The organism is Nonomuraea glycinis, from assembly GCF_014646515.1.
In the GTDB taxonomy this organism is placed as follows: domain Bacteria; phylum Actinomycetota; class Actinomycetes; order Streptosporangiales; family Streptosporangiaceae; genus Nonomuraea; species Nonomuraea glycinis.
The window spans coordinates 374,377-398,547 of record NZ_BMNK01000003.1 but is presented as its reverse complement, the minus strand read 5'-3'; the positions used below and the strand labels follow the sequence as shown (position 1 = coordinate 398,547).

21 protein-coding genes and 1 pseudogene are annotated in these 24,171 nt (G+C 67.6%); 5 read left to right on the top strand and 17 right to left on the bottom strand.

The window, feature by feature from the left end; all coding sequences use genetic code 11:
- Positions 1 to 4: 4 nt before the first annotated feature.
- From IEY87_RS11390 to IEY87_RS11375, 4 genes are all read right to left on the bottom strand, one after another.
- Positions 5 to 847 carry an MBL fold metallo-hydrolase gene (locus IEY87_RS11390; RefSeq protein ID WP_189138518.1) on the bottom strand — a complete coding sequence of 281 codons (843 nt, stop codon included), beginning with the start codon at positions 845 to 847 and terminating at the stop codon, positions 5 to 7.
- A 103-nt stretch (positions 848 to 950) separates the two neighbouring features.
- Positions 951 to 2,186 carry an epoxide hydrolase family protein gene (locus IEY87_RS11385; RefSeq protein WP_189138517.1) on the bottom strand — a complete coding sequence of 412 codons (1,236 nt, stop codon included), beginning with the start codon at positions 2,184 to 2,186 and terminating at the stop codon, positions 951 to 953.
- Positions 2,187 to 2,197: 11 nt separating this feature from the next.
- Positions 2,198 to 2,680 (bottom strand): MarR family transcriptional regulator, encoded by a 483-nt coding sequence (locus tag IEY87_RS11380; protein WP_189138516.1) that lies wholly within the window; start codon positions 2,678 to 2,680, stop codon positions 2,198 to 2,200.
- A gap of 236 nt (positions 2,681 to 2,916) precedes the next feature.
- The gene (locus IEY87_RS11375) at positions 2,917 to 3,510 is read right to left on the bottom strand and encodes a helix-turn-helix domain-containing protein (RefSeq protein WP_189138515.1); all 594 of its coding nucleotides are present in this window, start codon (positions 3,508 to 3,510) and stop codon (positions 2,917 to 2,919) included.
- Between the two features lie 144 nt (positions 3,511 to 3,654).
- Between IEY87_RS11375 and IEY87_RS11370 the strand changes: the two genes are divergently transcribed.
- Together IEY87_RS11370 and IEY87_RS11365 are read left to right on the top strand one after the other, a co-directional pair.
- Complete coding sequence (locus IEY87_RS11370) at positions 3,655 to 5,157, top strand: NCS1 family nucleobase:cation symporter-1 (RefSeq protein WP_189138514.1); 1,503 nt, start codon at positions 3,655 to 3,657, stop codon at positions 5,155 to 5,157.
- Positions 5,157 to 5,891: an aspartate/glutamate racemase family protein gene (locus IEY87_RS11365; RefSeq protein ID WP_189138513.1), complete on the top strand. Its 735-nt coding sequence runs from the start codon at positions 5,157 to 5,159 to the stop codon at positions 5,889 to 5,891. The genes IEY87_RS11370 and IEY87_RS11365 overlap by 1 nt, the downstream gene beginning before the upstream one ends.
- 95 nt (positions 5,892 to 5,986) lie before the next feature.
- On the opposite strand, the gene IEY87_RS11360 is transcribed toward IEY87_RS11365, so the two are convergent.
- The 5 genes from IEY87_RS11360 to asnB form a co-directional block, all read right to left on the bottom strand.
- Complete coding sequence (locus IEY87_RS11360; protein WP_189138512.1) at positions 5,987 to 6,613, bottom strand: hypothetical protein; 627 nt, start codon at positions 6,611 to 6,613, stop codon at positions 5,987 to 5,989.
- Between the two features lie 126 nt (positions 6,614 to 6,739).
- Positions 6,740 to 7,792 (bottom strand): alcohol dehydrogenase catalytic domain-containing protein, encoded by a 1,053-nt coding sequence (locus IEY87_RS11355; protein WP_189138511.1) that lies wholly within the window; start codon positions 7,790 to 7,792, stop codon positions 6,740 to 6,742.
- Positions 7,793 to 7,817: 25 nt separating this feature from the next.
- Entirely contained in the window at positions 7,818 to 9,479 is a 1,662-nt protein-coding gene (locus IEY87_RS11350; RefSeq protein ID WP_189138510.1) for an asparagine synthetase B family protein, read from the bottom strand.
- Complete coding sequence (locus tag IEY87_RS11345) at positions 9,476 to 10,750, bottom strand: nucleotide sugar dehydrogenase (RefSeq protein WP_189138509.1); 1,275 nt, start codon at positions 10,748 to 10,750, stop codon at positions 9,476 to 9,478. The genes IEY87_RS11350 and IEY87_RS11345 overlap by 4 nt, the downstream gene beginning before the upstream one ends.
- Positions 10,744 to 12,474 carry an asparagine synthase (glutamine-hydrolyzing) gene (gene asnB / locus IEY87_RS11340; protein ID WP_189138508.1) on the bottom strand — a complete coding sequence of 577 codons (1,731 nt, stop codon included), beginning with the start codon at positions 12,472 to 12,474 and terminating at the stop codon, positions 10,744 to 10,746. Before asnB ends, IEY87_RS11345 begins: the two co-directional genes overlap by 7 nt.
- 232 nt (positions 12,475 to 12,706) lie before the next feature.
- Between asnB and IEY87_RS47150 the strand changes: the two are divergent.
- A pseudogene (locus tag IEY87_RS47150) lies at positions 12,707 to 12,856 on the top strand (FBP domain-containing protein); the annotation flags it as partial.
- 17 nt (positions 12,857 to 12,873) lie between these two features.
- Here the strand turns inward: IEY87_RS47150 and IEY87_RS11330 are convergent.
- The 7 genes from IEY87_RS11330 to IEY87_RS11300 all read right to left on the bottom strand — a co-directional run bounded on the left by IEY87_RS11330 (position 12,874) and on the right by IEY87_RS11300 (position 21,222).
- Entirely contained in the window at positions 12,874 to 13,869 is a 996-nt protein-coding gene (locus IEY87_RS11330; protein WP_189138507.1) for a LacI family DNA-binding transcriptional regulator, read from the bottom strand.
- 32 nt (positions 13,870 to 13,901) lie between these two features.
- Positions 13,902 to 15,272, bottom strand: coding sequence for a GH1 family beta-glucosidase (locus IEY87_RS11325; protein ID WP_189138506.1), 1,371 nt, complete (start codon positions 15,270 to 15,272; stop codon positions 13,902 to 13,904).
- On the bottom strand, positions 15,269 to 16,072 hold the full coding sequence (locus IEY87_RS11320) for a carbohydrate ABC transporter permease (RefSeq protein WP_189138505.1): 804 nt from the start codon (positions 16,070 to 16,072) through the stop codon (positions 15,269 to 15,271). The genes IEY87_RS11325 and IEY87_RS11320 overlap by 4 nt, the downstream gene beginning before the upstream one ends.
- Positions 16,069 to 17,025, bottom strand: coding sequence for a carbohydrate ABC transporter permease (locus IEY87_RS11315; protein ID WP_189138504.1), 957 nt, complete (start codon positions 17,023 to 17,025; stop codon positions 16,069 to 16,071). The genes IEY87_RS11320 and IEY87_RS11315 overlap by 4 nt, the downstream gene beginning before the upstream one ends.
- The gene (locus tag IEY87_RS11310; protein WP_189138503.1) at positions 17,022 to 18,326 is read right to left on the bottom strand and encodes an ABC transporter substrate-binding protein; all 1,305 of its coding nucleotides are present in this window, start codon (positions 18,324 to 18,326) and stop codon (positions 17,022 to 17,024) included. Before IEY87_RS11310 ends, IEY87_RS11315 begins: the two co-directional genes overlap by 4 nt.
- A 189-nt stretch (positions 18,327 to 18,515) precedes the next feature.
- Positions 18,516 to 19,406, bottom strand: coding sequence for a serine/threonine-protein kinase (locus IEY87_RS11305; RefSeq protein WP_189138502.1), 891 nt, complete (start codon positions 19,404 to 19,406; stop codon positions 18,516 to 18,518).
- Between the two features lie 37 nt (positions 19,407 to 19,443).
- The gene (locus tag IEY87_RS11300) at positions 19,444 to 21,222 is read right to left on the bottom strand and encodes an N-6 DNA methylase (RefSeq protein ID WP_189138501.1); all 1,779 of its coding nucleotides are present in this window, start codon (positions 21,220 to 21,222) and stop codon (positions 19,444 to 19,446) included.
- Between the two features lie 76 nt (positions 21,223 to 21,298).
- On the opposite strand from IEY87_RS11300, the gene IEY87_RS11295 reads away from it, so the two are divergent.
- Complete coding sequence (locus IEY87_RS11295; protein ID WP_189138500.1) at positions 21,299 to 22,069, top strand: PP2C family protein-serine/threonine phosphatase; 771 nt, start codon at positions 21,299 to 21,301, stop codon at positions 22,067 to 22,069.
- Positions 22,070 to 22,182: 113 nt separating this feature from the next.
- Positions 22,183 to 23,076, top strand: a complete 894-nt coding sequence (locus IEY87_RS11290) for a CHAP domain-containing protein (RefSeq protein WP_225276936.1) — start codon at positions 22,183 to 22,185, stop codon at positions 23,074 to 23,076.
- A gap of 16 nt (positions 23,077 to 23,092) precedes the next feature.
- On the opposite strand, the gene IEY87_RS11285 is transcribed toward IEY87_RS11290, so the two are convergent.
- Positions 23,093 to 24,133, bottom strand: a complete 1,041-nt coding sequence (locus tag IEY87_RS11285; protein WP_189138499.1) for a glucose 1-dehydrogenase — start codon at positions 24,131 to 24,133, stop codon at positions 23,093 to 23,095.
- Positions 24,134 to 24,171 lie beyond the last annotated feature (38 nt).

Here is a 24,171-nt window from a genome sequence, read left to right as displayed (position 1 = left end):
GCGATCACGCCGAGATGAACGGCTCCGTCAGGTGCGGTGTCGCCAGGTGCAGCGTGGTGGCGGTTTCGCGGCCGAGCAGGCGCTTCCTTGAGTGCCTGGCCGCCTCGGGGTCGATCTCGTGCGCGTAGGCGAGCTCGGGGTGGAGCAGTTGGAGCGCGTGCACCAGGAGGTCGCCGGTGACGAGCGCCAGCTCGCGCCCGTCGGCGACCAGCACGCTCTGGTGCCCGGGCGTGTGACCGGGCGTGGCGACCGTGCGCCCGGCGCGCAGCGGCGTGTCCCCGTCGAGGAGCCGGAGCCGACCGGCCGCCACGAGGGGGTCGGTGAGGGTCTCGCGAAGCTGCGGGTTGAGCGCGTCGAGGGCGTCGAACTCGGCCCGCTGGAGCAGGTATTCGGCGTTCGGGAAGTAGGGGCGGCGGTCGCTCGTCGCGCCGCCGCCCGCTGATGGGACGGCCGCCTCCGTCACGACCGCCCATCCGACGTGGTCGGTGTGCAGATGCGTGAGCACCACGGTGTCGACCTCAGCCGGGTCGATGCCCGCGGCGGCGAGCGATTCGGGGAGCGTACCGGGCACGGGCGCCCACGAGCGGGCCGGGCTGTCCGCTGGACCGATCCCGGCGTCCACGATGGTGAGGCCCTTGTCGCTGCGGATCGCGTACGCGCGGAACTGGAGCCGCCAGCGGCCCTCGGCGTCGACCGCGCCCGGGTCGTAGCGGTCGGCCTCGGCCCACTGAGCGGCCGTGGCCTCGGGGAAGGCCTCGGCGCGCGGGGAGAAGAATGGGCCCTCAGCATCGGCGAGAGCGATGATCTCGGTCGAGCCGATCCGGAGGCGGGGAACGCTGAGGGACATGGCCGCGATCTTGCCATGCCTCGCACGCGGGTGGTGACGCGGCCCCGGCGCCGGCTTCTGAACATGCTGCGTTCGCGGGCCCCGGTCTGTTTCGCAGGGTCGGTCAGGGCCTGCGGCCGTGGAAGGTGCGGCGCAGGTCGCTCACCCAGGCGTCGGGGTTCTCCCAGGGGATGAAGTGGCCGCCGTGGTCGTGGGCGTTGACGTTGACGTGGTTGAACCAGTCGGCCTGCGGGCCGGTCTTGAACGCCCGGACGCGCTCGTTGGCGGTGTGGATGCCGGGCGGGTTCTCGTACGTGACGAAGGTGAGGCCGACCGGGGCCTGCACGACCGGGGCGCGGTCGTGGGCGGGGGCCCAGGGGTAGCGGTTGGCGTTGGCGTAGTAACGCATCGACGTGGCGATGGAGTTGTTCACCCAGTAGATCGTGGCGTGGGTGAGCAGGTCGTCCTTGGTGAAGACGGACTCGACGTCGCCACCGTTGTCGCTCCAGGCGTTCCAGCGCTCCAGCAGCCAGGCGAGCAGTCCGGCGGGTGAGTCGCTCAGCCCGTGGGCCAAGGTGGCGCCGTCGAGCATGTGCACGGTGAGGTGGGACGCCGAGCGGTGGTCCAGCTCGATGATGCGGGCGCGGGCATCGGCGGGCTGGTCGTCGGTGAGGGGCCGATTCCGGGCGAAGTCCCAGGCGCGGGGGCCGGTGAAGAAGTCGAGCGGCAACCCAGAGCCGATGTGGATGCCGTACAGCTCGTCGGCGTACTTGTGGCCGAGCTGGCTGGAGACGATCCCGCCGATGTCGCAGCCCCCGGCGGCGTACTTCTCGTATCCCAGGGTCTCGGTCATCAGGGTGTGCCAGAGGTCGGAGACCTTCCAGAAGTTGACGTCCGGAAAGCCGGTGAGCGGGCCGGGGAAGCCGAATCCGGGCAGGGACGGCACGATGACGTCGAACGCGTCGGCGGGGTCACCGCCGAACGCGGCCGGGTCGGCGAGCGGGTCGATCACCTTAGACCAGTGCCAGAACGTCCACGGCCAGCCGTGGGTGAGGATCAACGGGATCGGGCGGGGGCCGCGGCCGGGCTTGCGCATGAAGTGCACCGGGACACCGGCGACGCTCACCTGGTAGTGCTCGTAGGCGTTGATGGCGGCCTCGGCCTTGTGCCAGTCGTAGTCGTCCCGCCAGTAGGCGACCAGCTCGCGGAGATAGCTGTCCGGGACGCCGTAGGACCAGTCCGCATTTCCCTCGTCCAGCGGCGGACGGGTCAGTGTGAGACGGGCGCGCAGGTCATCGAGGACCTCGTCGGGCACATGGATCGGGGTGGGCTCCAGGGGGAAGCCGTGCGGGGTGGTCATGGCGTGGTTCCTTACTGGGCGGGGCGAAGCGGTGCCGTCGGCCCACTGGGTGGTCGGGCGGCGAGCCGGGCCATTTCGAGGAGCGCGGGCAGCGACGCGGCGAGTGCCTGCCGGTGGTGCGCGTCGAGCCGGCCGGCCAGGTCGGCCAGGCGGCCGATGCGCTCCTTTCGCCGCGATTCGACCACCTTGGCACCGGCGGGCGTGACCTGCACCAGCACCGCCCGGCGGTCCGAGGGGTCCGGGGACCGCACGGCCAGGCCGTCCTGCTCGAGCCGGGTGACGAGCTGCGTCATCGCCGGTTGGGTGACTCGCTCGCTCGCCGTCAGTTCAGACAGCCGCATCGGTCCGGCGCCCGCCAGAGTGTGCAGGACACCCAAGGTGGTAAAGCTCATCTGCTCAACCGACGCCAGGCGGATGAACGCCGCCGTGAACTGCTCCATGGCGAGGTCCAGCGCTTCGACGTCCAGGCCGGTAGGCGACGGAATCAGGGACATGCTCCGCATTCTATCAGCAACCTATATAAGCTCCCTATATAAAGGAGCGAAAGCTGCGGGCCTGTACGCCGCGACGCTCTCCCAGCAGGCCACGCTGATCCACAACCATCGCGCCCGCGCGTGGCCCGGCTGATCGCCCTGGCCCGTCGTCGTTCGCAAGCACAGCCCGAGCCGCCCCGCGCGCAGCGCGTCCTTCGGCGAGAACCGCGCCTTTGCAGGCGGCGGGGGCTGGGCCTTCAGATGCTGCGGTGGACGATCAGCCAGGTGGCCACCGCTGTCGTGTCGGGGGAGCGGTTGCCGATGATGTGGGGGCGGGTGCAGGGGAAGGTGATCGAGTCGCCGGGGGCCAGGATGACCAGCTCGGATTCGAACTCGATGGTCAGCTCACCCGAGGTCACCGTGCCGACCTCGTACCCGTCGTGTTTGAGGAACTGGCCGTGTGCCGTGGAGACCGCGCCCGGCGGGTAGGTCGACTCGAAGAATTCCACGTCGGGGGCCGGCACGGGGGAGAGTCGGCGGAAGGTGACGCCGCCGTCGAGGCGGATGGGTGAGACCTCCCACGAGCGCCGGATCGCGAAGGTCTGCGTGGGCTCCTGGTCAGGGCTGTCCGGCTGGTCGAACACGGCGGCCAGGGGGACGTCGATGGCGGAGACGAAGGCGATCAGCCTGCTCACCGACGGACGCATCTGGCCCCGCTCGATCTGGGAGACCGCGCTGGCCGAGATGCCGAGCTCGCGCGCCACCGCGCGCAGCGACTTGCCCGACCGCAGGCGGAGCTCACGTAGCCGCCTGCCCAGGAACTCGCTGCTGACCGCTTCCAGGTCTGTCATGTGCTCCGCACTGGTTGTCACAAGGGTTTAACACGGCCGCAATTCGGGCCCGCGTGTACAGACATAGGTTAACGGCCAGTGTTAAGTGGTTACTTAACAGGCAGGGCAATCCACAGCAGCAATCTATCCCCCCAGGATGCCGCGATGATCGAGCCTCCCGCCCCCCGCCCCCTCACCGAGCCTGAGCCCGACTACGACCCCCGCCTCGCGAACGAGGACCTGGCGCCGCTGAAGAAGCAGACCTGGTCGTCGTACAACATCTTCGCCTTCTGGATGTCCGACGTGCACAGCGTCGGCGGCTACGTCACCGCGGGCAGCCTGTTCGCGCTCGGGCTGGCGAGCTGGCAGGTGCTGTTCGCGCTCGTCGCCGGCATCGTCATCGTCAACGTGTTCTGCAACCTGGTGGCCAAGCCGAGCCAGGTCACGGGCGTGCCGTACCCGGTGATCAACCGGGCCGTCTTCGGCGTGCTCGGCGCGAACATCCCCGCCATCGTCCGCGGCGTCATCGCCATCGCCTGGTACGGCGTGCAGACGTACCTCGCCTCGCAGGCCCTGATCATCGTTTTCCTCAAGTTCTGGCCGGCCACGGCCGCGCTGAACACGCCGACCTTCCTCGGGCTGTCCGCGCTCGGCTACATCTGTTACGCCATTCTCTGGGTGGCCCAGGCAGCCGTCTTCTGGCGGGGCATGGAGTCGATCCGGCGGTTCATCGACTGGGCGGGGCCGGCGGTCTACGTCGTCATGCTGGCGCTGGCCGTCTACCTGGTGAGCCAGGCGGGCTGGGAGAACATCAGCCTCGACCTCTCCCAGGGGGAGAGCCTCGGCTTCGCCGAGTCCATCCCGGTCATGCTCGGCGCGATCGCGCTGGTCGTGTCGTACTTCTCCGGTCCGATGCTGAACTTCGGGGACTTCTCCCGGTACGCCGGATCGTTCGAGGCCGTCAAGCGGGGCAACCTCCTCGGGCTGCCGATCAACTTCCTGTTCTTCTCCGTGCTGACCGTGATCACCGCCTCGGCCACCGTGCCCGTCTTCGGCGAGCTCATCACCGACCCGATCCACACCGTGGAGCGCATCGACACGCCGTTCGCGATCCTGCTCGGCGGGCTCACCTTCGTCATCGCGACGGTCGGCATCAACATCGTGGCCAACTTCATCTCGCCGGCGTTCGACTTCTCCAACGTCAGCCCGCAGCGGATCAGCTGGCGCACCGGCGGCATGATCGCGGCCGTCGGCTCGGTGCTGCTCACGCCGTGGAACTGGTACAGCAACCCGGACGCCATCCACTACACGCTGGGCCTGCTCGGCGCGCTCATCGGGCCGCTGTTCGGCATCCTGATCGCCGGCTACTACATCTGCGCGCGGCAGCGGGTCATCGTGGACGACATGTTCACCATGAACCCGGACGGCCGCTACTGGTTCCGCGGCGGGTTCAACCCCAACGCCGTCTGGGCGACCGTCGCCGCGGGCGTGCCCGCGATGGCCTCGGTGCTCCTGCCGAAGATGCTGATCGACCTCGGCGTCACCACGGCCGACTACGGCTGGATCTCCGACTACAGCTGGTTCATCGGCTGCGGGCTCGGCTTCGTGGCGCTGATCGCGCTGGAACGCCGTACGCCGCGGATCTCCATCAGCGTGCAGGACGGTTGATGGCGCACATCAAGGTGATCAACCCCAACACCGCCCGGGCCATGACCGAGACCATCGGCCGCTGCGCCCGGGCGGTCGCGGCGCCTGCCACCGTCATCACGGCCGTCAGCCCCGCCATGGGGCCGGCCTCCATCGAGAGCCACTACGACGAGGCGCTGGCCGTGCCGGGGCTGCTCGCGGAGATCGCGGCCGGGGAGCGCGACGGCGTGGACGGGTACGTCATCGCCTGCTTCGGCGACCCGGGCCTGCACGCGGCCCGTGAGCTGGCCGCCGGTCCGGTGGTGGGGATCGCCGAGGCGGCCATGCACGCGGCCACCCTGGTCGGCAGCGGCTTCAGCGTCGTCACCACCCTGTCCAGAACGGTCGGCCGCGCCTGGCACCTGGCCCGTGAGTACGGCTTCGGCGCCGCCTGCCGGGGCGTGCACGCCTGTGACATCCCGGTCCTGGACCTGGACGACCCCGCCTCCGACGCCCGCAAGGTGGTGGCCGAGCTGTGCGCCACCGCGCTGGAGACCGACGGCAGCGACACGATCGTGCTGGGCTGCGCGGGCATGGCGGACTTCTGTACGGAGGTCTCGCGGGACCTGGGCGTCCCGGTGATCGACGGCGTGGCGGCGGCCACCAAGCTCGTGGAGTCGCTGGTCGCCCTCGGCCTGCGCACGAGCACCCGAGGGGAGTACGCCCACCCGCTGCCCAAACGCTACTCGGGCCTGCTCCGCGACTTCACCATCTGAACCCGGAGCCTGCGGAATCACAGCATCTTCTATGGGGCGATAGCGCATTTCATCAATGGCTGTCCCCGACCTCGCATGATCGTCAGATATGTCGGTCAGAGGATGCGGGTTTCAATGAGCGAGATCTCTCCGCCGATGACCCCTTCGACCTTGCCGTAGTAGGTGAAGAGGCAGTTCTTGCGCTCACGCAGGAGCGCCAGCGCATCGTGATGCTTCCCGAGTTCCAGCAGACCCCTTGCCGCCATGTCCGTTCCCATGGCCCAAACGCCGCAAAGGATGACGCTGCACTCGGTGGGGCTGCGCCAGTGAACGAAGACGAAACCGTAGTCCTCCCGGAGGGTGTCTTCGGTGTCACGGCGGGGGCGGAAATGTGTCGAGCCGTATCGGCCCTCATGCTCGGGGTAGAGGATCTCGAACTCGGAGAACTGCTCCTCGATGATTTTGCGTGACACGGCGTTGACGCTCGGACCGCCGATGCAAAATGTCATGGCGGCCGAGGAGTCGTATTCTGTCGCCGGGTGCATACGGAAAGAACATCTGCGACTGACGGCTCGAATGCCGTCGGTGAGCTTCGCGATGGCGACGCCTTCCGCCATCGGCATCAACATGACGTTCGCCGGGAACCTGGCCTCTACGCCGAGGTGGGGAATGGGCAGGCTTTCGATGCCGAAACTCGGCAGTACGATCTGCACGTTCTGGGCACGCCCGACAAGCCACTTCATGTGGTCCAGTGCCCTTCTGCCTCGGTAACGCTCTGCGAGTAGTCCTACGGTGAAGGCGGCTAATGCAACGACTATGCTGGCGGCAACATTGCCGACTATGTCACCGACTGTCACATCCATATCAGCTCATCCGCCTATTTCTATTATTGTCTTTATGTCGTCGTCACGGATGAGCAAACCCTCCACGGCCCGGGAGAGTGGCAGTCTTCTGGTGATCAACTCTTCCAGCCAACCCTGCTCGGCGTTGGCGAGCGCCTCGGCCGCCGCTTTGAAATGTTCTCTGCTGGCATTGACGATCCCGAAGGTCACGTTGTTTCTCATCACCATCTCGCGGTAGAGGTGGTTGGCGTCCACCGAGAGATCGAGCGGAGGCCAAGAAAAGCCGATGATGCAGAGAATTCCGTTTCGGTTCAGACCTTTTATCTCCTCGGTCACCACATCGCCTGCTCCCGTCGTGTCTATGACTATGTCGGGCGAGATCTTCTGCATCACCGTGGAGATATCCCCGGTGTGGTAATGGGCGTCAAGGCCGCGGGCGAGAAGTGGCCGTGGCCCCGACTTCAATCGATCGAACAGGTGGACTTCCAGCCCGCGCCCGGCGGCGAGAAGTCCGCACATCAACCCAACCGTCCCCGCGCCGGAAATGAGTACGACGCGGGGGGCGAACCACGCCCGCTTTCCGATGGCGTCGATGTGGGCCCAGCCTTTGGCGGCCACACTGGCAGGTTCCACGAGCACGCCGGTGCTCACCATGGACGACGGAATCGCCAGTACGTCATCGGGATGGGACGTCCACATCTCCGACCCGAATCCATCCCGGCCCTTGATGCCACGCTCGGTGTAGGCGCCGTTGACACACATGTCGGACTCCCCTGCCGCGCAGGCGGAGCAGGGGATGGGGTCGGGGAAGCGGACATAGCCGGTCACGAGTGTGCCAGGGGCGCAGGAGGAGCCCACGGGTGCGTGGATGACGCGTCCTACTGATTCATGTCCGAGGACGAGGTGGTCATGGCCATTGGCCGCCATTCCGAAAAGGCCGGAGGCGAGATCCCGGTCGGTCGCGCATATCCCGAGCGATACGCCCTGGATGATGAGATGATCCGGTTTGGGGTCGAGATCTTCCAGCTCGGTAATCGCAGCGGAGTTTGCGTGTCCGGGAATGATAGTGAGTGCCCGCAATGTAGCCTCCTGGCCTTTCCGTAGCTCATTGAGATCGCATAGACGGAAGATTGTCCAGCCAGAAGTATAGAAAGATCAGGGACCATAACACTCGACTGTGGTCCGATACATTATCGTCGTGTTCCTCTACCAATTTGCGAACTATGTCGTGTTCGAAGGTGTCTGAGATGATTTGACGAGAAAGGAGGGAATCGTGTAGTTGGTCGCGGAGAGGGCCGCGGAACCACTCTTCGAAGGGGATCCAGAACTTGTGCTTCGCCCGGGTGAGGATGGAGGGAGGCAGGTGGCCGCGGATACCCGATCGGAGCAGTTCCTTGCCGTCCAGAGCGTCGTAGCGTGCCCGGGCCTGTAAGGAGGCGACGAAACGCAGCACTCTGGGGTCGGCGAAGGGGAGCGCGGTGTCCATTCCGGCGCCGCCGAACACCCGAGTGTCCTTCATGTAGACGCCCTCGGTCAGCCACGTGCGCCACTGGCCGAACAGCAGGCGATCGAGTCCGGACCGGGCGCGGTGCTCCTCGTAGATCCCGGCCAGCACGCGAACGGGCAGATCGGCTGGTACGTCCAGGCTCTTCGAGAACCGTTGATGCAATGTCTCGTCGGCCAGCCGAATTCGGTTCAGGTAGAGCCGGGCGAGTGCCGTCGAATCGCCGGGCAAGCTAGCCCAGTGGATGTCATCGGAGGGTGACATCGGAAATCCCAGTACCTCGTCGCCGCCCTCGCCGGTCACCATCAGGTCACATCGTTCGGCTGCCGCTGTGGCCAGCAGGTGGGTGGCGAAGGCCGCCTGGTCGGCGTTGGGAGTCTCGAAGTCTCGCACCAGTCGCGGCAGCACGTGCAGATCGGACGGCCGTACCGGAATCACGATGTGCTCCAGCCCGAGATGATCCGCCACCAGCGCGGCGTAGTCCGACTCGTCGTATCCCGCCTCGGCGAACGACGCGGTGTAAGCCACCGGCCTGCGGCCTAGCCGGCGTGTCAGCAGGACGGCGTTGGTGCTGGTGTCGATTCCGCCGCTGAGTGTCATGCCGAGCCGTTCGACGTCCGCAGTCCGTTCCCGCAGGGCGGTGGTGAGCACCTCGAAGAAGGGTTCCGTTGGCAGTGGCTCGGGCTCTTCCGATTCCCCGATCAGATCGTCGGCCGATGGCGGGCGATGATCGACGTGCCTTTCTGAAAGCCGGCCGTGCCGACGGGTGATGACCGTCCCTGGTTGCGGTCGGCGGATGTCCTCGAAGATGGTGTACGGCGCGGGCACGTATTGGAAGGCCAGGTAGAGAGCCATTCCCTCGTGGGACAGCGAGATGCCGTTCCAGGCGAGGCGCCGGAGATCGGTGCTGTAGCCGAATTGGTGACCGGACGTCCAGAGATAGGCGTGCCCGAAGCCGCCGGTGTCGTTGAGCAGGTGCAGTTCATGCCGAACACGGTCGAGCACGACTGCCGTGAAATGACCGTCTCGTGAGACAGCTGCCTCTATGCCGCCGTTCTGATAGCTGGCGTAGAGCCCGGCGGCGCCTTCTCCACCGCACAACCATCCGTCGAGCACGCAGACGCCGGCGGCCGTCTCATGGACAGAGCATCGGTCATCGGCCCTGATCTCCACGTCGTCAACGACGCAAGACCAGTGCGCGGGGGACTCGTCCGGCAGGTCGTCGCGTTCCGGAAGCCTGATCGTTCGTACCAGGAGTGTCATGGTTCCTCCACATCGGCGGGGACCCGTCCGACGCCCCGGTACGTCAGTCCCGCACTGATGACGCCGGTCTGATCCAGCATGTTCTTCGCGTCTATGACCAGGCAGCCGGGGGCGGCGGCCTGAGCCACCGTGTGCCAGTCAAGCCCAGTGACCTCGGGAAACTCGGTCAGCGCGATGATGACGGTCGCGCCGGTAACGGCTGCTGTGACGTCCTCCACCTGATCGACACCGGGGAAGAGCGCCTGCACCGTCTCGGCGGTCAGCACCGGGTCCCATACGCGCAGCCGGGCAGCCCGCGCGGCCAGTGCGGGAAGCAGCCGTAGGCTCGGCGCGGCGCGCATGTCGTCGCTTCCTGGTTCGTAGAGCAGACCCAGGACCGCGACATCGGGGGCCGGGCTGATGTCATGGACGAGATACATCGGGAACATCTGTTGCCGGGTGTTGACTTCGGTCACCGATTCGAGCAATAACATGGTTCGGCCGGAATCGCGGGCCCGCCGGGTCAGCAGGGCGACATCCTTCCCGAGGCAGGAGTCGCCGTAGCCAAGGCCCGGCCGCCAGAAGCCCTGACCCATTCGAGGATCGAGCGACACGCCTTTGATCACATCGTCGACGTTGATTTGGTGTGTTTCGCACCAGCGGGCGATCTCGTTCGCAAAGCTGATCTTCGTGGCGAGAAACGCGTTGCTGGCGTACTTGACCATTTCGGCTTCCCGGGGGGCGGTGACGACCCGGGGAGCGGAAAGGTCGTGGTAGAGCTCTTCGACGAGGGGGAGCAGTGCTTGATTCCACAGGCCCAGCACCAGGCGATCGGGCGTGCGCCAGTCGGCGAGGGCCTGGCCCTGACTCAGGAACTCGGGATTATGGATGTACCGCTCTCTGAGTTCGGGGAATTCGTTGACCAGTTCGTCACTGGTGCCGGGCGGAATCGTGCTCTTGACGATGATCAACGAGGGCGCCTGGACACTCGAGATCACGGTGCCGATCACCTTGCGTACTTCCCGGGTGTCGACCTCGTCGCCGGGCAGCAAAGGCGTGGAGACAGCCACGATGACCGCGTCGGTGAGTTCGGTCGTCTCGGTGCGGAAGTCGATCGCCACCGTGCTCAGCGCCGCTTCCAGACCAGGCTCGTGGAAGGGGATGATTTTTCGCTGAAGTAGCTCGATGCGGTCAGGATTGTGGTCGATTCCGATCACCTTGTGACCGGATTCCGCGAGCCCGACCGCGGCCGTGAGCCCGACATAACCCAGCCCCACCACTGTGATCAGCAAGGACGTGCTCCTCTCCGTAAAAGGTTGTGCCGGCACCACATTTCCAGTGCGAGGGCTTTGAAAGCGAAGGGAGAGCCTCCACCCGGAGGAAAATGTGCCTTGGTCAACTCGCGGGCGGCGGCAGGCGAGATTATGCCGCGGCGGACCAGTTCGCCTTCGAGGAGCAGTTCTCCATAAGAGGCGAACAAGATCTCGTACCACTGTTTGATCGGTGGGGAGAAACTACGTTTGGGGCGATCGATGATCGCGGTCGGCAGGAGAAATCTGACCGCTTCCCGGAGCCGGTGCTTAGGCGGCTCGTGATGATCGGGTGTGGCTTTACGAAGCCCGATCACCGCGTCGACGAGATGGTGATCGACAAATGGCAGCCGGAGCTCGACCGAGTTGGCCATGCTCAGCCGGTCACCTTGAGCGATCCCGTTCTCGCGGAGATAGGTTGACATGATCAACTGATCGGGGGGCGTGGGCGGGAAGAGCGGTGGCGTGAGTCCCCGCATGGCCTCGCCGTAATATCGCGGGCCGTCATCTCGGGCTTCGCGAAAATCGGGATCCAGCTCATAGAAGATGGGCGCGCTCCCACGGTCGGCGCGTCGCATCGCCTCACGCACCCAGGGATAGCCCCAGAACAGCTCGTCAGCACCCTGACCTTGCAACATCACACGGACGCCCGCCTCCCGGGCGGAGCGCATCACGGCGAAGTAGCAGATTCCGGCCATGTCCGCGATCGGGTCATCCCACGCGGCGACGACCTGGGGGAACAGCCGAACAACCGAGGCCGGCCCGAGTTCGATTTCGTGGAACTCCATATCGAGCTCGTTGGCGAAGGATCGGGCGAGTTCCCGTTCGTCGATACCGCGGTGGCCGGTGTATCCGACGCTGAAGGCCTTCGGGCGGATATCGGCGTCTCGCGCGGCCAATGCGGCCACGATGCTTGAGTCGATCCCACCACTGAGCGCGACTCCGATCGGTTGATCGGCATGGGCAACGAGTGGTGACAGCTCCCGCAGCAAATCGGCGATGACGTGATCCGGCCTGTCCGCGCGCGCTTCGGCCGCATTGAGCAGCCAGTACGGACGATCGTGGATCGCCCAGTCTTTCGTGTGCACAGTGATGAGGTGGCCGGCGGGAACCTTTCGCACGCCGCGCAGGATGCTGTCGGGCTCGGTAACGTATTCGAGATGAAAGTACGCGTTGACGCTTCGCGGCTCCAACTCGACATCGACGCCCGCTGCGATCAGCGCCTTGGCCTCCGAGGCGAAGAGGAGTCCGTCAGGGGACTCGCGCAGATATAACGGTTTTTCTCCCATGCGGTCTCTCGCCAGGAGGAGCCGCCCCATCCGTTCATCCCATAGCGCGAGTGCGAACATTCCGCGAAGTCGATCGAGGAACAGCGTTCCGTGCTCCTCATAGAGGTGCAGGATGACTTCGCAGTCCCCTTCGCTCCGGAAGACGTGCCCCTTACTGAGGAGATCCTTCCGAAGCTCCCGATAGTTGTAGATCTCACCGTTGACGATCAGGACGATTGTGGAGTCGTGGTTGATGAATGGCTGCCAGGACCCGCCAGGATCGATGATCGCCAAACGGTTGAACCCCAGTGACACCTCGGGTGTGTCGTAGAAGTTCATGCCATCGGGCCCGCGGTGCTTCAGTGCTTCTGTCATCGTGCGCACGAGGTCGCTACGCGCGGTACCACGTCTGGCCAGGTGGCCGCTGATCCCACACATGCCACTAAACTATACGAGAATTACCTTCCTGAATTGTGCAGAAGTTGTATGCGCCCAAATATGGATGAAGGTGTTCGCGTCCATCCGGATGGATTGATCTCTCCGGCTGCCGTTTCGGCAGGTTAGGCGGCCGGATGACTTTGGCCGAAACTGGGTGTGTCCTGCAAGTCAAGATGGGGCCGGGTTTTGGTGGGACATATAGTCGCATTATGGTTCTAGAGAGCTTTAAAGGCTGAGGTTATGGTGGCCTGTCGTAGCCCTTGCCGAATCCGTCGTTCGGACCTCGTTCGTCAGCTGCTCCAAAGGAGAGGCCCAACGCCTGGCCGTGCCCGGGATCTCAGCCGACAACCTGGACTTTCTCGGCTGGCATGACCCGCGCGCCCGAACGCGCCCACCTGGTCAGGCCGACTCGCGGATGATCAGCTCGGTGGGCAGGATCACCGGGACGGCGGGGCCTTCGCCGAACAGGCGCAGCAGCAGGCCGACCATGGCCGCCGTCTGCTCGGCGATCGGGTGGCGCACGGTCGTCAGCGGCGGCTCGGTGTAGCGGGCGGCCTCGATGTCGTCGAAGCCCACCACCGCCACGTCGTCGGGCACCCGGCGGCCCGCCTGGCGCAGCGACTGCAGGGCGCCGACCGCCATCAGGTCGTTGGCCACGAAGACGGCGTCCAGCGACGGGTCGTCGCGCAGGAGTTGGCGCATGGCCACCGCGCCGGACTCGCGGGTGAAGTCGCCGACGGCCACGATCGAGCGGTGGTCGGAGTCGTGCAGCACGTTGCGGTAGCCGGTGAGCCGGTCCTGGCCGCCGATCATGTCCTGCGGGCCGGCGATCGTGGCGATCCGGCGGCGGCCGAGGCCGACGAGGTGACGCACCGCGGTCTCGGCCCCGCCGACGTTGTCGTTGTCGACGTACGGGATCTCGACGGGGACGGCGGGACGGCCGTAGGAGACGACCGGGACGCGCAGGCGGGACAGCGCGGACGGGAGCGGGTCGGCGCCGTGCATGGAGATGAGCATGACGCCGTCCACGTGCCCGCCGGCGATGTAACGCTCCACCCGGGCGTGACTCTCGGCCGAGGAGGCGAGCATCAGCACGACCTGCTTGTTGACCGCCTCCAGCTCGTAGCTGGCCGAGCGGATCACCGTGGAGAACAGCGGGTCCTCGGAGAACACCCTGGTGGGGGGCTCGGAGACGACCAGGGCGATCGAGTCGGTCCGCTGCGTGACGAGGCTGCGCGCCGCCGAGTTGGGCACATAGCCCAGCTCGTCGATCGCGCGCTGCACCGCGTCGCGGATCTGCGGCGCCACGGTCGTCTGGCCGTTGACGACACGGGAGGCGGTGGCCCGGGAGACGCCCGCCCGGGCGGCGACCGCCTCCAGGGTCGGACGTCTCATGACTGCATCAAACAGGAGAGCACGGAAGGAATCTACAGGCCGTTCGCGGCGATCACGTCGCGGTACCACAGCGCGCTGTCCTTGGGCACCCTGGTCTGCGTCGCGTAGTCCACGTGCACGATGCCGAACCGGCGCCGGTAGCCCTCCGCCCACTCGAAGTTGTCCAGCAGCGACCAGACGAGGTAGCCCCGCAGGTCGGCGCCCTGCTCGATGGCCCGGCCCACCTCGTGCAGGTGTCCGCGCAGGTAGGAGACCCGGTCCACGTCGTGCACCCGGCCGTCCTGCACGACGTCGTCGAAGGCCGCGCCGTTCTCCGTGACCATGAGGCCCACCTGCGGATAGTCCTGCGAGAGCCGTACCAGCAGCCGGGACAGGCCGTCGGGGACGATCGGCCAGCCCATCGCGGTGGTCGGCGCGTCCGCCGCGGCGAACTCGACGTCCTCCGAGCCCGGCCAGGCCGCGTCGGCGGGCCGGCCGGGACCGGCCTGCACCACGCACGGGTTGTAGTAGTTGATCCCGACCAGGTCGATCGGTGCGTTGATGATCTTGAGGTCGCCGTCCTGGATGTGCTCGGTGCCGCCGTTGCGCTCCGCTGCGGCCAGCACCTCCTCGGGGTAGCGGCCGTAGACCGCCGGGTCGAGGAACTGCCTGGTGAGCAGCGCGTGGATGCGGTCGACGGCGGCCGCGTCCGCCTCGCTCGCGACCGCCTGCGGGTCGTTGACCTGGGCCGGGGTCAGCACCGGGGAGGAGTTGACCACCAGCATGATGCTCCGCGCGCCGAGCTCCCGCAGCCGGGTCGCCGCCAGGCCGTGGCCCAGCATCAGGTGGTGGGCCGAGCGCAGGGCGTGGGCCGGGTTCTTGCGGCCGGGGGCGTGCACGCCGTTGCCGTAGCCGAGGAAGGCCGCGACCCACGGCTCGTTCAGGGTCGCCCAGTCGTGCACCCGGTCGCCCAGCCGGTCGTGGACGAGCTGGGCGTAGTCGGCGAAGCGGTAGGCGGTGTCGCGGTTCGCCCAGCCGCCGTGGTCCTCCAGCGCTTGGGGAAGATCCCAGTGATAAAGCGTGATGTACGGCGAAATTTCGGCTTCCAGGAGCTTGTCCACGAGCTTGTCGTAGAACGCCAGCCCGCGCGGGTTGGCCGGCCCCTGCCCGTCGGGCTGGATGCGCGGCCAGGCCACCGAGAACCGGTAGGCCGCCAGCCGCAGCTCACGCATCAGCTCGACGTCGTCCTGGTAACGGTGGTAATGATCGCAGGCGACGTCCCCTGTGTCGCCGTCCGCCACGTTGCCGGGGGCATGGGAGAAGGTGTCCCAGATCGACTGGCCGCGCCCGTCCTCCTTGACCGCCCCCTCGATCTGGTAGGAAGCCGTTGCGGCGCCCCAGACGAAGTTTTCCGGGAAAATCATCCCTTGACCGCTCCTTGCATGATTCCGCCGATGATTTGCTTACCGAACAGGGCGAAGACGAGGACGAGCGGCAGTGTGCCGATCGCGGTCCCGGCCAGCCCCAGCACGTAGTCGTTGACGTACCCGCTGGCGAGTGTCGACAGCGCCACCTGGACCGTCGGATTGTCCGGGGTGAGGACGACGAGCGGCCAGAAGTAGTCGTTCCAGGCCGACATGAAGGTCAGCATGCCGAGCACGGCCGCCGCGGGCCGGGCGGCGGGCAGCACGACGTGCCAGAAGAGCCCCCAGGTCGTGCACCCGTCGACCCGCCCCGCCTCCAGCAGCTCGTTCGGCAGCGCCCTGGACAGATACTGCGTCATGAAGAACACGCCGAAGGCGTTGACCAGCGCCGGCACGATCAGCGCGTAGTTGGTGCCGGTCCACTCCAGCTTGATCATGAGCATGTAGAGCGGGATGATGCCGAGCTGGGCGGGCACCATCATGGTCGCGACCGTGATGACGAGCATCACGTTCTTGCCCCGGAAGCGCAGCTTGGCGAAGGCGAACCCGGCCAACGTCGAGAAGAACATCACCGCCAGCGAGATCGACCCCGCCACGATGACCGAGTTCAGCAGCGCGAGCCCGAAGGGCACGGTGTCGAAGACCCGGGCCACGTTGGCGAAGAAATTGCCGCCGGGCAGCAGCGGCGGCGGCACCTCGGCCAGCGCCGAGTTGTGCCGGGAGGCCACGACCACGCTGTAGTAGAGCGGGAAGGCCGAGAAGAAGGCCACCGCGGTCAGCGTCAGATAGCGCAGTCTCACAGCAGACCACCCTTCACGCGCCTGCTGAGCAGGAAGTTCACGCCGGCGACCAGCACCACGATGAGGAACATCACCCACGACGCCGCCGAGGCGTAGCCGAAGTCGAACACGGTGAAGGCCTGCTCGTAGACGTACAGCGCCAGCGTCTGGAACTGCCGGTCCGGCCCGCCGCTCACCAGGCCGCCGCCGCCGCCGCTGCTCGTGCCGAACAGCATCGGCTCGGCGATGACCTGCATGGCGCCGATGGTGGAGACGATGACCACGAAGATGATCGTCGGCCGGATCATCGGGATGGTGATCCGGCGCAGCTGGGTGGCGCCGCTCGCGCCGTCCAGGGTCGCGGCCTCGTACAGCTCCCGTGGCACGGCCTGCATCGCGGCCAGGAAGATGAGCGCGTTGTAGCCGGTCCACCGCCACATGATCATCACGGAGAGCGCGATGTGCGAGGTCGCGGTCCCGGCGGCCCAGTCGATCTGACCGACGCCGACCAGCGACAGCATCCAGTTGATCAGCCCGAAGTCCCGGCCGAACAGCTGGCTGAAGATCACCACGACGGCCACCACGCTGGTCACGTTCGGCAGCAGCAGCGAGATCCGGAACAGCGTCTGGAAGCGCAGCCGCCGGTTGAGCAGGTGCGCGAGCCAGATGGACAGCACCAGCTGCGGCACGGTCGACAGCACGCCGATCGACAGCGTGTTGAACGTGGCGTTCCAGAAGTAGCCGTCGGCCAGCAGCGTCTCGTAGTTCTTCAGCCCGATGAACGTCTGCTCCTCGTCCAGCAGCGTCCACTCGTGCAGGCTGACCCAGGCCGTATAGAACAGCGGGAAGAGGCCGAACGCGCCGAACAGCAGGAAGAAGGGGGCGACGTAGGCGTACGGCGACACCCTCGTGTCGAGGGTGTGCCGCATGCTCCGCCTACGTGGTCGGGTGACCGCGAGGGGGAAAGTACTCATTTGATCTTCTTGACGTCCTCGAGCACCTGCGCCCACGACTCGTCCGGGGTCTGCTTGCCCTGCTCGACCCGGCCCAGGCCGTTGCCGATGGCCGTGCGGACGTCGGCCTCCTTCGGGCCGAGGTGCTGCGGCTTGAGCGCCTTGGCGGCCTCGGAGTAGATCTTGCCGATGGGCGTGTCACCGAAGAACGGCTTGGTGAAGCTCTGGATCGACGGGTCGTCGTAGAGCGCCGGGATCGACGGGAAGATGCCCTCCTCCTTGAAGATCTGGGCCTGGGCGTCCTTGGTGGTGAGGAAGTCGACCAGCTCGGCGGCCTCCTTCGGGTGCTTGCTCTGCTTGGGCACCATCAGGTGGGAGCCGCCGCTGTTGCCCGATCCGCCGGGGACGGTGGCGATGTCCCACTTGCCGGTGGCGTCCTTGGCCTGCTCCTGGATGAAGCCGGTCATCCAGGCCGGGCAGATGATCGTGGCGAACGAGCCCTTGGCGAAGCCGGTGTTCCACGGCGGGGTGAAGGCGGCGAGCTTGGCGGTCAGCCCCTCGGCGGTGATCTGGTTGGACAGGTCCCAGGCCTTCTTGACGTCCGGGTTGGAGTCCACGACGAGGTTGTCCTGCGGGTCGTACAGGCCTGTCGGGGCCTGGTTCACGATCGCGCGGAAGATCTCACCGGGGGCGTCCACGAACTTGGCGCCGGCCACGTCCGCCGCGGCGAACTTCTTGCCCGTGGCGATGTAGTCCTCCCAGGTGGGCCAGAGCGCGGCGACCTTCTCGCGGTCCTCGGGCAGCCCGGCCTTCTTGAACAGGTCCTTGCGGTAGCACATGGCCAGCCCGCCGACGTCGGTGCCGAGGCCGAGCACCTGCCCGCCCTGCTTGCTCAGGCCCTGCTGCCACTTCCAGTCGAGGTAGTCGCCCTGCCGCTTGTCGAGGCCGTACTGCTTGAGGTCGTGGAACTTCTGCGGCTGGGCGGTGAAGGTGCTGATGTAGCCGACCTCTACCGCTTCGACGTCGGCCGCTCCCGCGTTGGTCGCCAGGCGCTTGACGAGGTTGTTGTGGTGGTCGTTGAACTGGGTGATGTTCTCGACGATCTCCACGTTGGGGTGGGTCTTCTTGAACTCCTCGTACAGCGGCTTGAAGCCGAGGTCACCGAAGAGCCCGACCTTCAGCTGAATCTTCTCCGCGGACGCGGCGGCGCCGTCGGACGCGGGGCCGGACGCGGTGTCGCTGCCGCCGCACGCGGCGGTCGCGAGCGCGAGTGCCGACGCGGTGATCAAGGGTACGGCGATTCGCCGGAAACGGGAGGTCATGGAACTCTCCTGGATTCGTGCCAAGGGGGTGACTGAGAGAGCGCTCTCTCGCCAGATTCGCGGCCATAACCAGGGGCTGTCAACGATTGTGCGATAACAATCGCCGTTACCGAGAGAGCGGTCTCTCAAACTCTCCGGGTGGGGAGCGCTCCCACATGAGCAGGGAGTTTCCGGCCGGGACGGTGGTCCCTAGCCGTTGAGGACGCGGCCGACCATGCGGGCGTACATCCGGCCCGGACTCGGCGCCTGCGTGAGGAATCCCGGCAGCATCGGCAGCGACACCGCCAGAGGCTCCAGCCGCCGATAGAGCTCGTCGGCGTCGGCCGGCCGATCGCCCGGCTTCTTCTCCAGCAACTGGGCCAGCAGCGTGCCCAGCTCGCGGGGGACCCCGGGAACGGCCGGCGGGCGCTGCTTCACCTGCTTCTCGAACACCACATAGTCCGTGGGCCCGGTGAACAGCTGCCGCCCGGTCAGCATCTCGTGCAGCACGCAGCCGAGCGCGTAGAGGTCGCTGCGCGGCTCGGCGACGCCGTGCTGGATCTGCTCGGGCGCCATGTACGCGGGCGTCCCCAGGATCTGCCCGACCCTGGTGAAGGTCGTCACGTCGGCGTCGCGCAGCATGGCCAGGCCGAAGTCCAGCACCTTGACGCTGCCGTCGGGGCAGAGCATGAGATTGGTCGGCTTGAGGTCGCGGTGGCAGATCGACAACGCGTGCGCGGCCGAGAGCACCGCGCACGCCTGGGCGGCGATGGCGGCGGCCCAGGGCACCGGCAGCGGGCCGTGCTCGCTCACCACGTCGGCCACCGTGACGCCCTCGATGAACTGCATCACCTGATAGAGCCGCTGCTCGTGGGTGCCGAAGTCATAGAGGACGGGCGCGCCGGGATGCTCCAGCCTGGCCAGGATGCGCGCCTCGCGGATGAACCTGCGCTCCAGCTCCTGGTCAGGGCCGCTGGGCAGCCTGAGGAGCTTGACCGCGACCCTGCGGTCCAGATGGCGATCATGGCCGGCGTACACCGCGCCCATGCCGCCCTGCCCGAGGGGAAGGGCATCGAGCGCATAGCGGTCCCCGATGACCATTAGCCCCCTCCCGCCGTCTTTCGGAAAAACTACACCGTCAGGACTGCGGGTGCAGGTGGCCGTCGGTCAACCCGTCGAGCCCCAGCCGGATCAGTGTCTGGCCCAGCGCCGACGTCTCCCGCAGCGCGTCCTCCAGCACCGCGAGCCGCCTGAACGCCTCGCCGTAGGCGCGCTGCTCCTTGAGTGACAGCCTGGGCAGGCGCGTGCGGCGTACGTCGAACCTGCTGGAGCCGGTGGAGGCGCGGCTGCCCGCGGCCCGCAGGAACCCCGCCAGGAAGTCCGGGTCGAGCCTGCGCGCGTCCACCCGGTAGAGGGTCAGATGCGGCCCGAGCGCGTAGCCTCCCTCGGCCATCACCCGCACGCTGGAGTAGGAGGCCACCACGTCGCCCGGCCGGACCGTGACCAGGCCCTTGAACAGCGAGGCCAGCCCGGACGCCGGCGTGCCGTTGGCCACGTCGTCGACGGTGAGGACCGGGACGTCGCCGTCGCCGACGGCCATCCTGGGCGGCGCCTGGACCACCGTCACCAGGCCCTCCTTGATCAGGTCGCCGACCGTGGTGACGGGCTGGTCGAGCGGCTGGTCGAGGACCTTGAGGTCGGGCGGCAGAGCGGCGGCGGCCAGGAAGCGCTCGCGGGTCTCGGTGAACGCCCGGCCCAGGTCGTCGCGGCGCTGGTGACGGGCCGGCGTCATGTCGACCTCGTCGGCCAGCAGGTCGATGATGCGGACGGACTGGCCGGAACCGTCCTCCAGGTAGGCGCGCCAGGCCGGCTCGACGACCGCCAGGTCGGCCGCCGCGTCCAGGATCAGCACGTCGGACGGCGGGCGCTCGCCGGCGGCCGGCCGGCGCAGCAGCCACAGGTCGGAGCCCGGCAGCGCCACCACCGCCCGCAGCGCCCCGGCGCGCAGCAGGTTGGCGCGGATGCGGCGGCCCGCCTTGCGGCTGGCGGCGGCGGGCGGCATCAGGATCGCGACCAGGCCGCCGGGCTTGACGTGCGTCAGGCAGTGCTGCACCCAGGCCAGCTCGGGCTCCCCGCGCGGCGGCAGGCCGTACTCCCAGCGAGGGTCGCCGACCAGCTCCTCGTAACCCCACGCGCGCTCGTTGAACGGCGGGTCGCAGACCACGGCGTCGGCCTTCTGCCCGGCGAAGCCGTCGTAGCGCATGGCGTCGCCCGTCACGATCGCCGCCTCGGCGCCGCGCAGCCGCAGCCGGGCCGCCGCGATCCCCGCCGACGCCTCGCTGAGCTCCTGCCCGAGCACCCGCGCCGAGCCGGCTCCGAGCAGCAGCGTCCCCACCCCGCAGGCGGGGTCGAGGATCTCGGGATGGCCGGCGGCCGGGGGAGGGCTGTTGGCGGGGGCGATGTCGACCAGGCGGACCATCAGCTCGGCGATGTCGTCGCGGGTGACGGAGAGCTGCCGGGAGTGGGCTTCGAGGTAGCGCTCGACGAGGAACTCGTACGCCGTCAGCGCGCCGTGCCGGTCCGCGAACTCCGACACGAGCGCGGCCAGCTCGGGCTCCAGGTTGCTCTCGCCGGTGGTCAGGTGCGCCCCCGCCTGAGCGACCGCCGCGCCGAGGCGCAAATCGCCTGCGGCTTTCAGGCGCTGCCACGCCCGATCTCCCAGGGAGACCTGGTAGGACTTCCCATAGCGGCGCAGCCAGGCCTCGACCTGGGGCAGGGAGAAGAGGGGCTGATGGGCGGTGCCGCCGACCGGCGGCGGGAAGTCGTCGTGGCGGCGGCGCCAGTTGCTCACCGCCGCGCGCCCGACACCGGCGAGCCGGGCGATGTCCCCGGCGTTCAGGGTCGGGTCGTGGCTCATGAAGGCCACAGTAGTTCAACCCAGTCTTCAGCGCATCTGCTTGTGAAGTCTTTCAACCAGTGATTTACTGCTGGTTATGAAGCAGAACATCCGCTATGCCGCCGGATCAGACGTGGGCCGCCGCAGGGAGCAGAACGAGGATTCTGGCTACGCGTCCGGCCGGTTGCTCGTGGTGGCTGACGGGATGGGTGGGCATGCGGCCGGTGAGCTGGCGAGCTCGGCGGCCATCGCCGTGATGCGCGAGCTGGATGCCACGCTTCCCGAGACGGGCACCGACCTTGAGTCCGTGCTCGAAGGCGCCGTGCACGAGGCCGCGCGCAGGCTGGTCGAGCTGGCCGACATCGACCCCGCGCGCAGGGGGATGGGGACCACGGTGACCGCCATGCTCTGGGACGGTTACCGGTTCGCCCTTGCTCATCTCGGTGACTCCCGCGGCTACCTGCTTCGCGATGGTGCGCTCTATCAGATGACCAAGGATCACACACTTGTCCAGTCGATGGTGGACGAAGGGCGCATCACGGAGGACCAAGCCGCCGTGCACCCCCGCCGCTCGATGGTGCTGCGGGTGCTGGGCAGCGAGGGCAGGGCGGAGCCTGACATGGCGCTGCGCGAGGCCGAGCCGGATGATCGCTACCTCCTCTGCTCCGACGGGCTCACCACCGTGCTCGGGCCCGAGGTCCTGCACGAGGTGCTGACCACGGTGACAGACCCGGCCCTGGCCGTCCAGAGGCTCATCGACCTTGCCAACGAGGGCGGCTCGCCGGACAACGTGACGGTGATCGTCGCGGACGTGGTCACGCCGGGCGCGGGCGACACGCACATCTTCCGCGTGGGCGCCGGCTGCTGACCGCACCATCTGTCTCACCACCCCCAACAGCCCCAAGACCGATATTTCGGCTCATAGCTTGACACTCTCCGTGTGTCCCGCGCACGTTCGCGATGCCGCTATTACAGTTCATCGTGATCTGCCACATTCTGGGGGGAGTCAAGCTGGACCCGATCGCTGAAGAGTTATTGAAAACGGTCCGCGAAGAACTCGGCTACCGGGAGAAGAAGGGCGAACACACCAAGTTCGGCCACTGGTACGCGGACCGCCTCAAGGATCCGCAGTATCAAGACGCGCCGTGGTGTGACATGTTCATCGCCTGGGCCGCCGACAAGGCGGGCGTCACCGACTATGTCGGTCAGTTCGCCTGGACCCCCTCGCACGCGGTCTGGTTCATCAAGAAGGACGCCTGGTCCCAGCGGCCGGAGCCCGGAGCCCTGGTCTTCTTCGACTGGAAGGGCGGCAAGAGCTACAAGGGCATCGACCATGTGGGCATCGTCGAGCGGGTCGAGGGCAAGAAGATCCACACCATCGAGGCGAACGTGGACCGCGTCTGGCTCAAGCGCAAGGTCCGCGAGACGGACAAGGTCGTCGGGTACGGCCTGCCGCGCGTGGTCAAGGCCAACGCCGCCCCGGAGGAGATCCGGTCCACCGATCAGCCGTTCCCGCTGGGCGAGCGCTCAGGGGCACGGGAGAGCTCACCCTTGGACGTCCTGGGGTCGCCGCTGGCCCTGCTGGTGGTCATGGTCGCCACCACCGTCGTGGTCTCGCTCCGCCTCGCCGGCCGTCGCCGTGGTCACCACCGCCGCTTCCACTGGCCCTGGAACGAGCCATCTTCCACGCCGCCCCCGGCCCGGCCTTTCCCGCCTGAAGTCCCGCGCCCACGGACCCGCGCCCGCACCGAGGCCGGTGCGTCGAGGGGCACTCCTGCGGCCCCTGAGCCGCGTTCCGGCCCGGTGGCCACCAAGACCCGGCCCCCGGCGGCCCGCACCCCCACGAGACGCAGACCGTACGAACCGAGAGACTGAGCGGTGCGGGGGTCGGTCAGGTTTCCAGGTTGATGACCACCTTGACGTGTTCGCCCGGCTCGAAGGCCGCCGGGGCCTGGTCCAGGGGCAGGCGCCGGGTGATGAGCCGGGACAGCCAGTCCTGGTCCGCTTTCGCCAGCGCGGCGGCGGCGGCGCGGTAGTGGCGCAGGTTGGCGTTGACGGTGCCGAAGACCACGTCGTTCTCCAGCACGATGTCCCGGTTGATCTGGCCCGCGTCCGTCCGGATGAGCCGCCCGCCGCTGGAGACGCCGGTGAGACAGACGATGCCGGCGGCCGCGGTGTTGAGCATGGCTTCCACGACGAGCTTGGGTGATCCGGTGGCCTCGACGATGATGTCCGGCTTGAAGCCGATGGACTCGATGCCGTCCCCCGAGTGGTAGGTGCCACCCAGGGCGGCCACCAGGGCGGGCTTGATGCCCTCGGTGGCGCGGTCCAGGACGTGTACGTCGAGTCCGCGCTGCTTGCCGAGCAGCGCGGCCAGCAGCCCGATCGGCCCGGCGCCGGTGACGAGCACGTTCTGCGGCCCGAACCAGGCCCGCGAGCCGATGGCCTCGATGTGCTCCCAGGCCTTGGCCACCACGGAGGCGGGCTCGACCAGGACGCCGAGCCCGCCCAGGGCGGGGTCGATCTTGATCGCGTAGCCGGCCTCGACGACCCACCGCTCGCTGCCGTAGCCGTCCAGTTCCTTGATGCCGCGCTCGGTGTACTCGCCGTTGCGGCACATGTCGAACTCGCCCCTGGCGCAGGCGGGGCACGGCTTGGGGTCGGGCCGGCGGACCACGCCCACCACGAGGTCGCCGGGGGAGTAGGCGGAGCCCTCCGGCGACTGGAGCACCCGCCCGAGCGACTCGTGACCGAGGATCATGGGCTCGGCCCGCGGCCAGCCGTACTCCCCGGAGTTCAGCTCCCGGTCGGTCCCGCAGATGCCCAGGGCCAGACCCTGGACGAGCAACTGACTCGGCTTGGGTTCCGGCTCCGGCACCTCGGTCACCCCGAGCGTGCCCTGTTTGCCGGGAATCAGCGTGATCGCACGCATGGCCTCACCTCCGAGGGCACTACTACCCATCAGCCCTT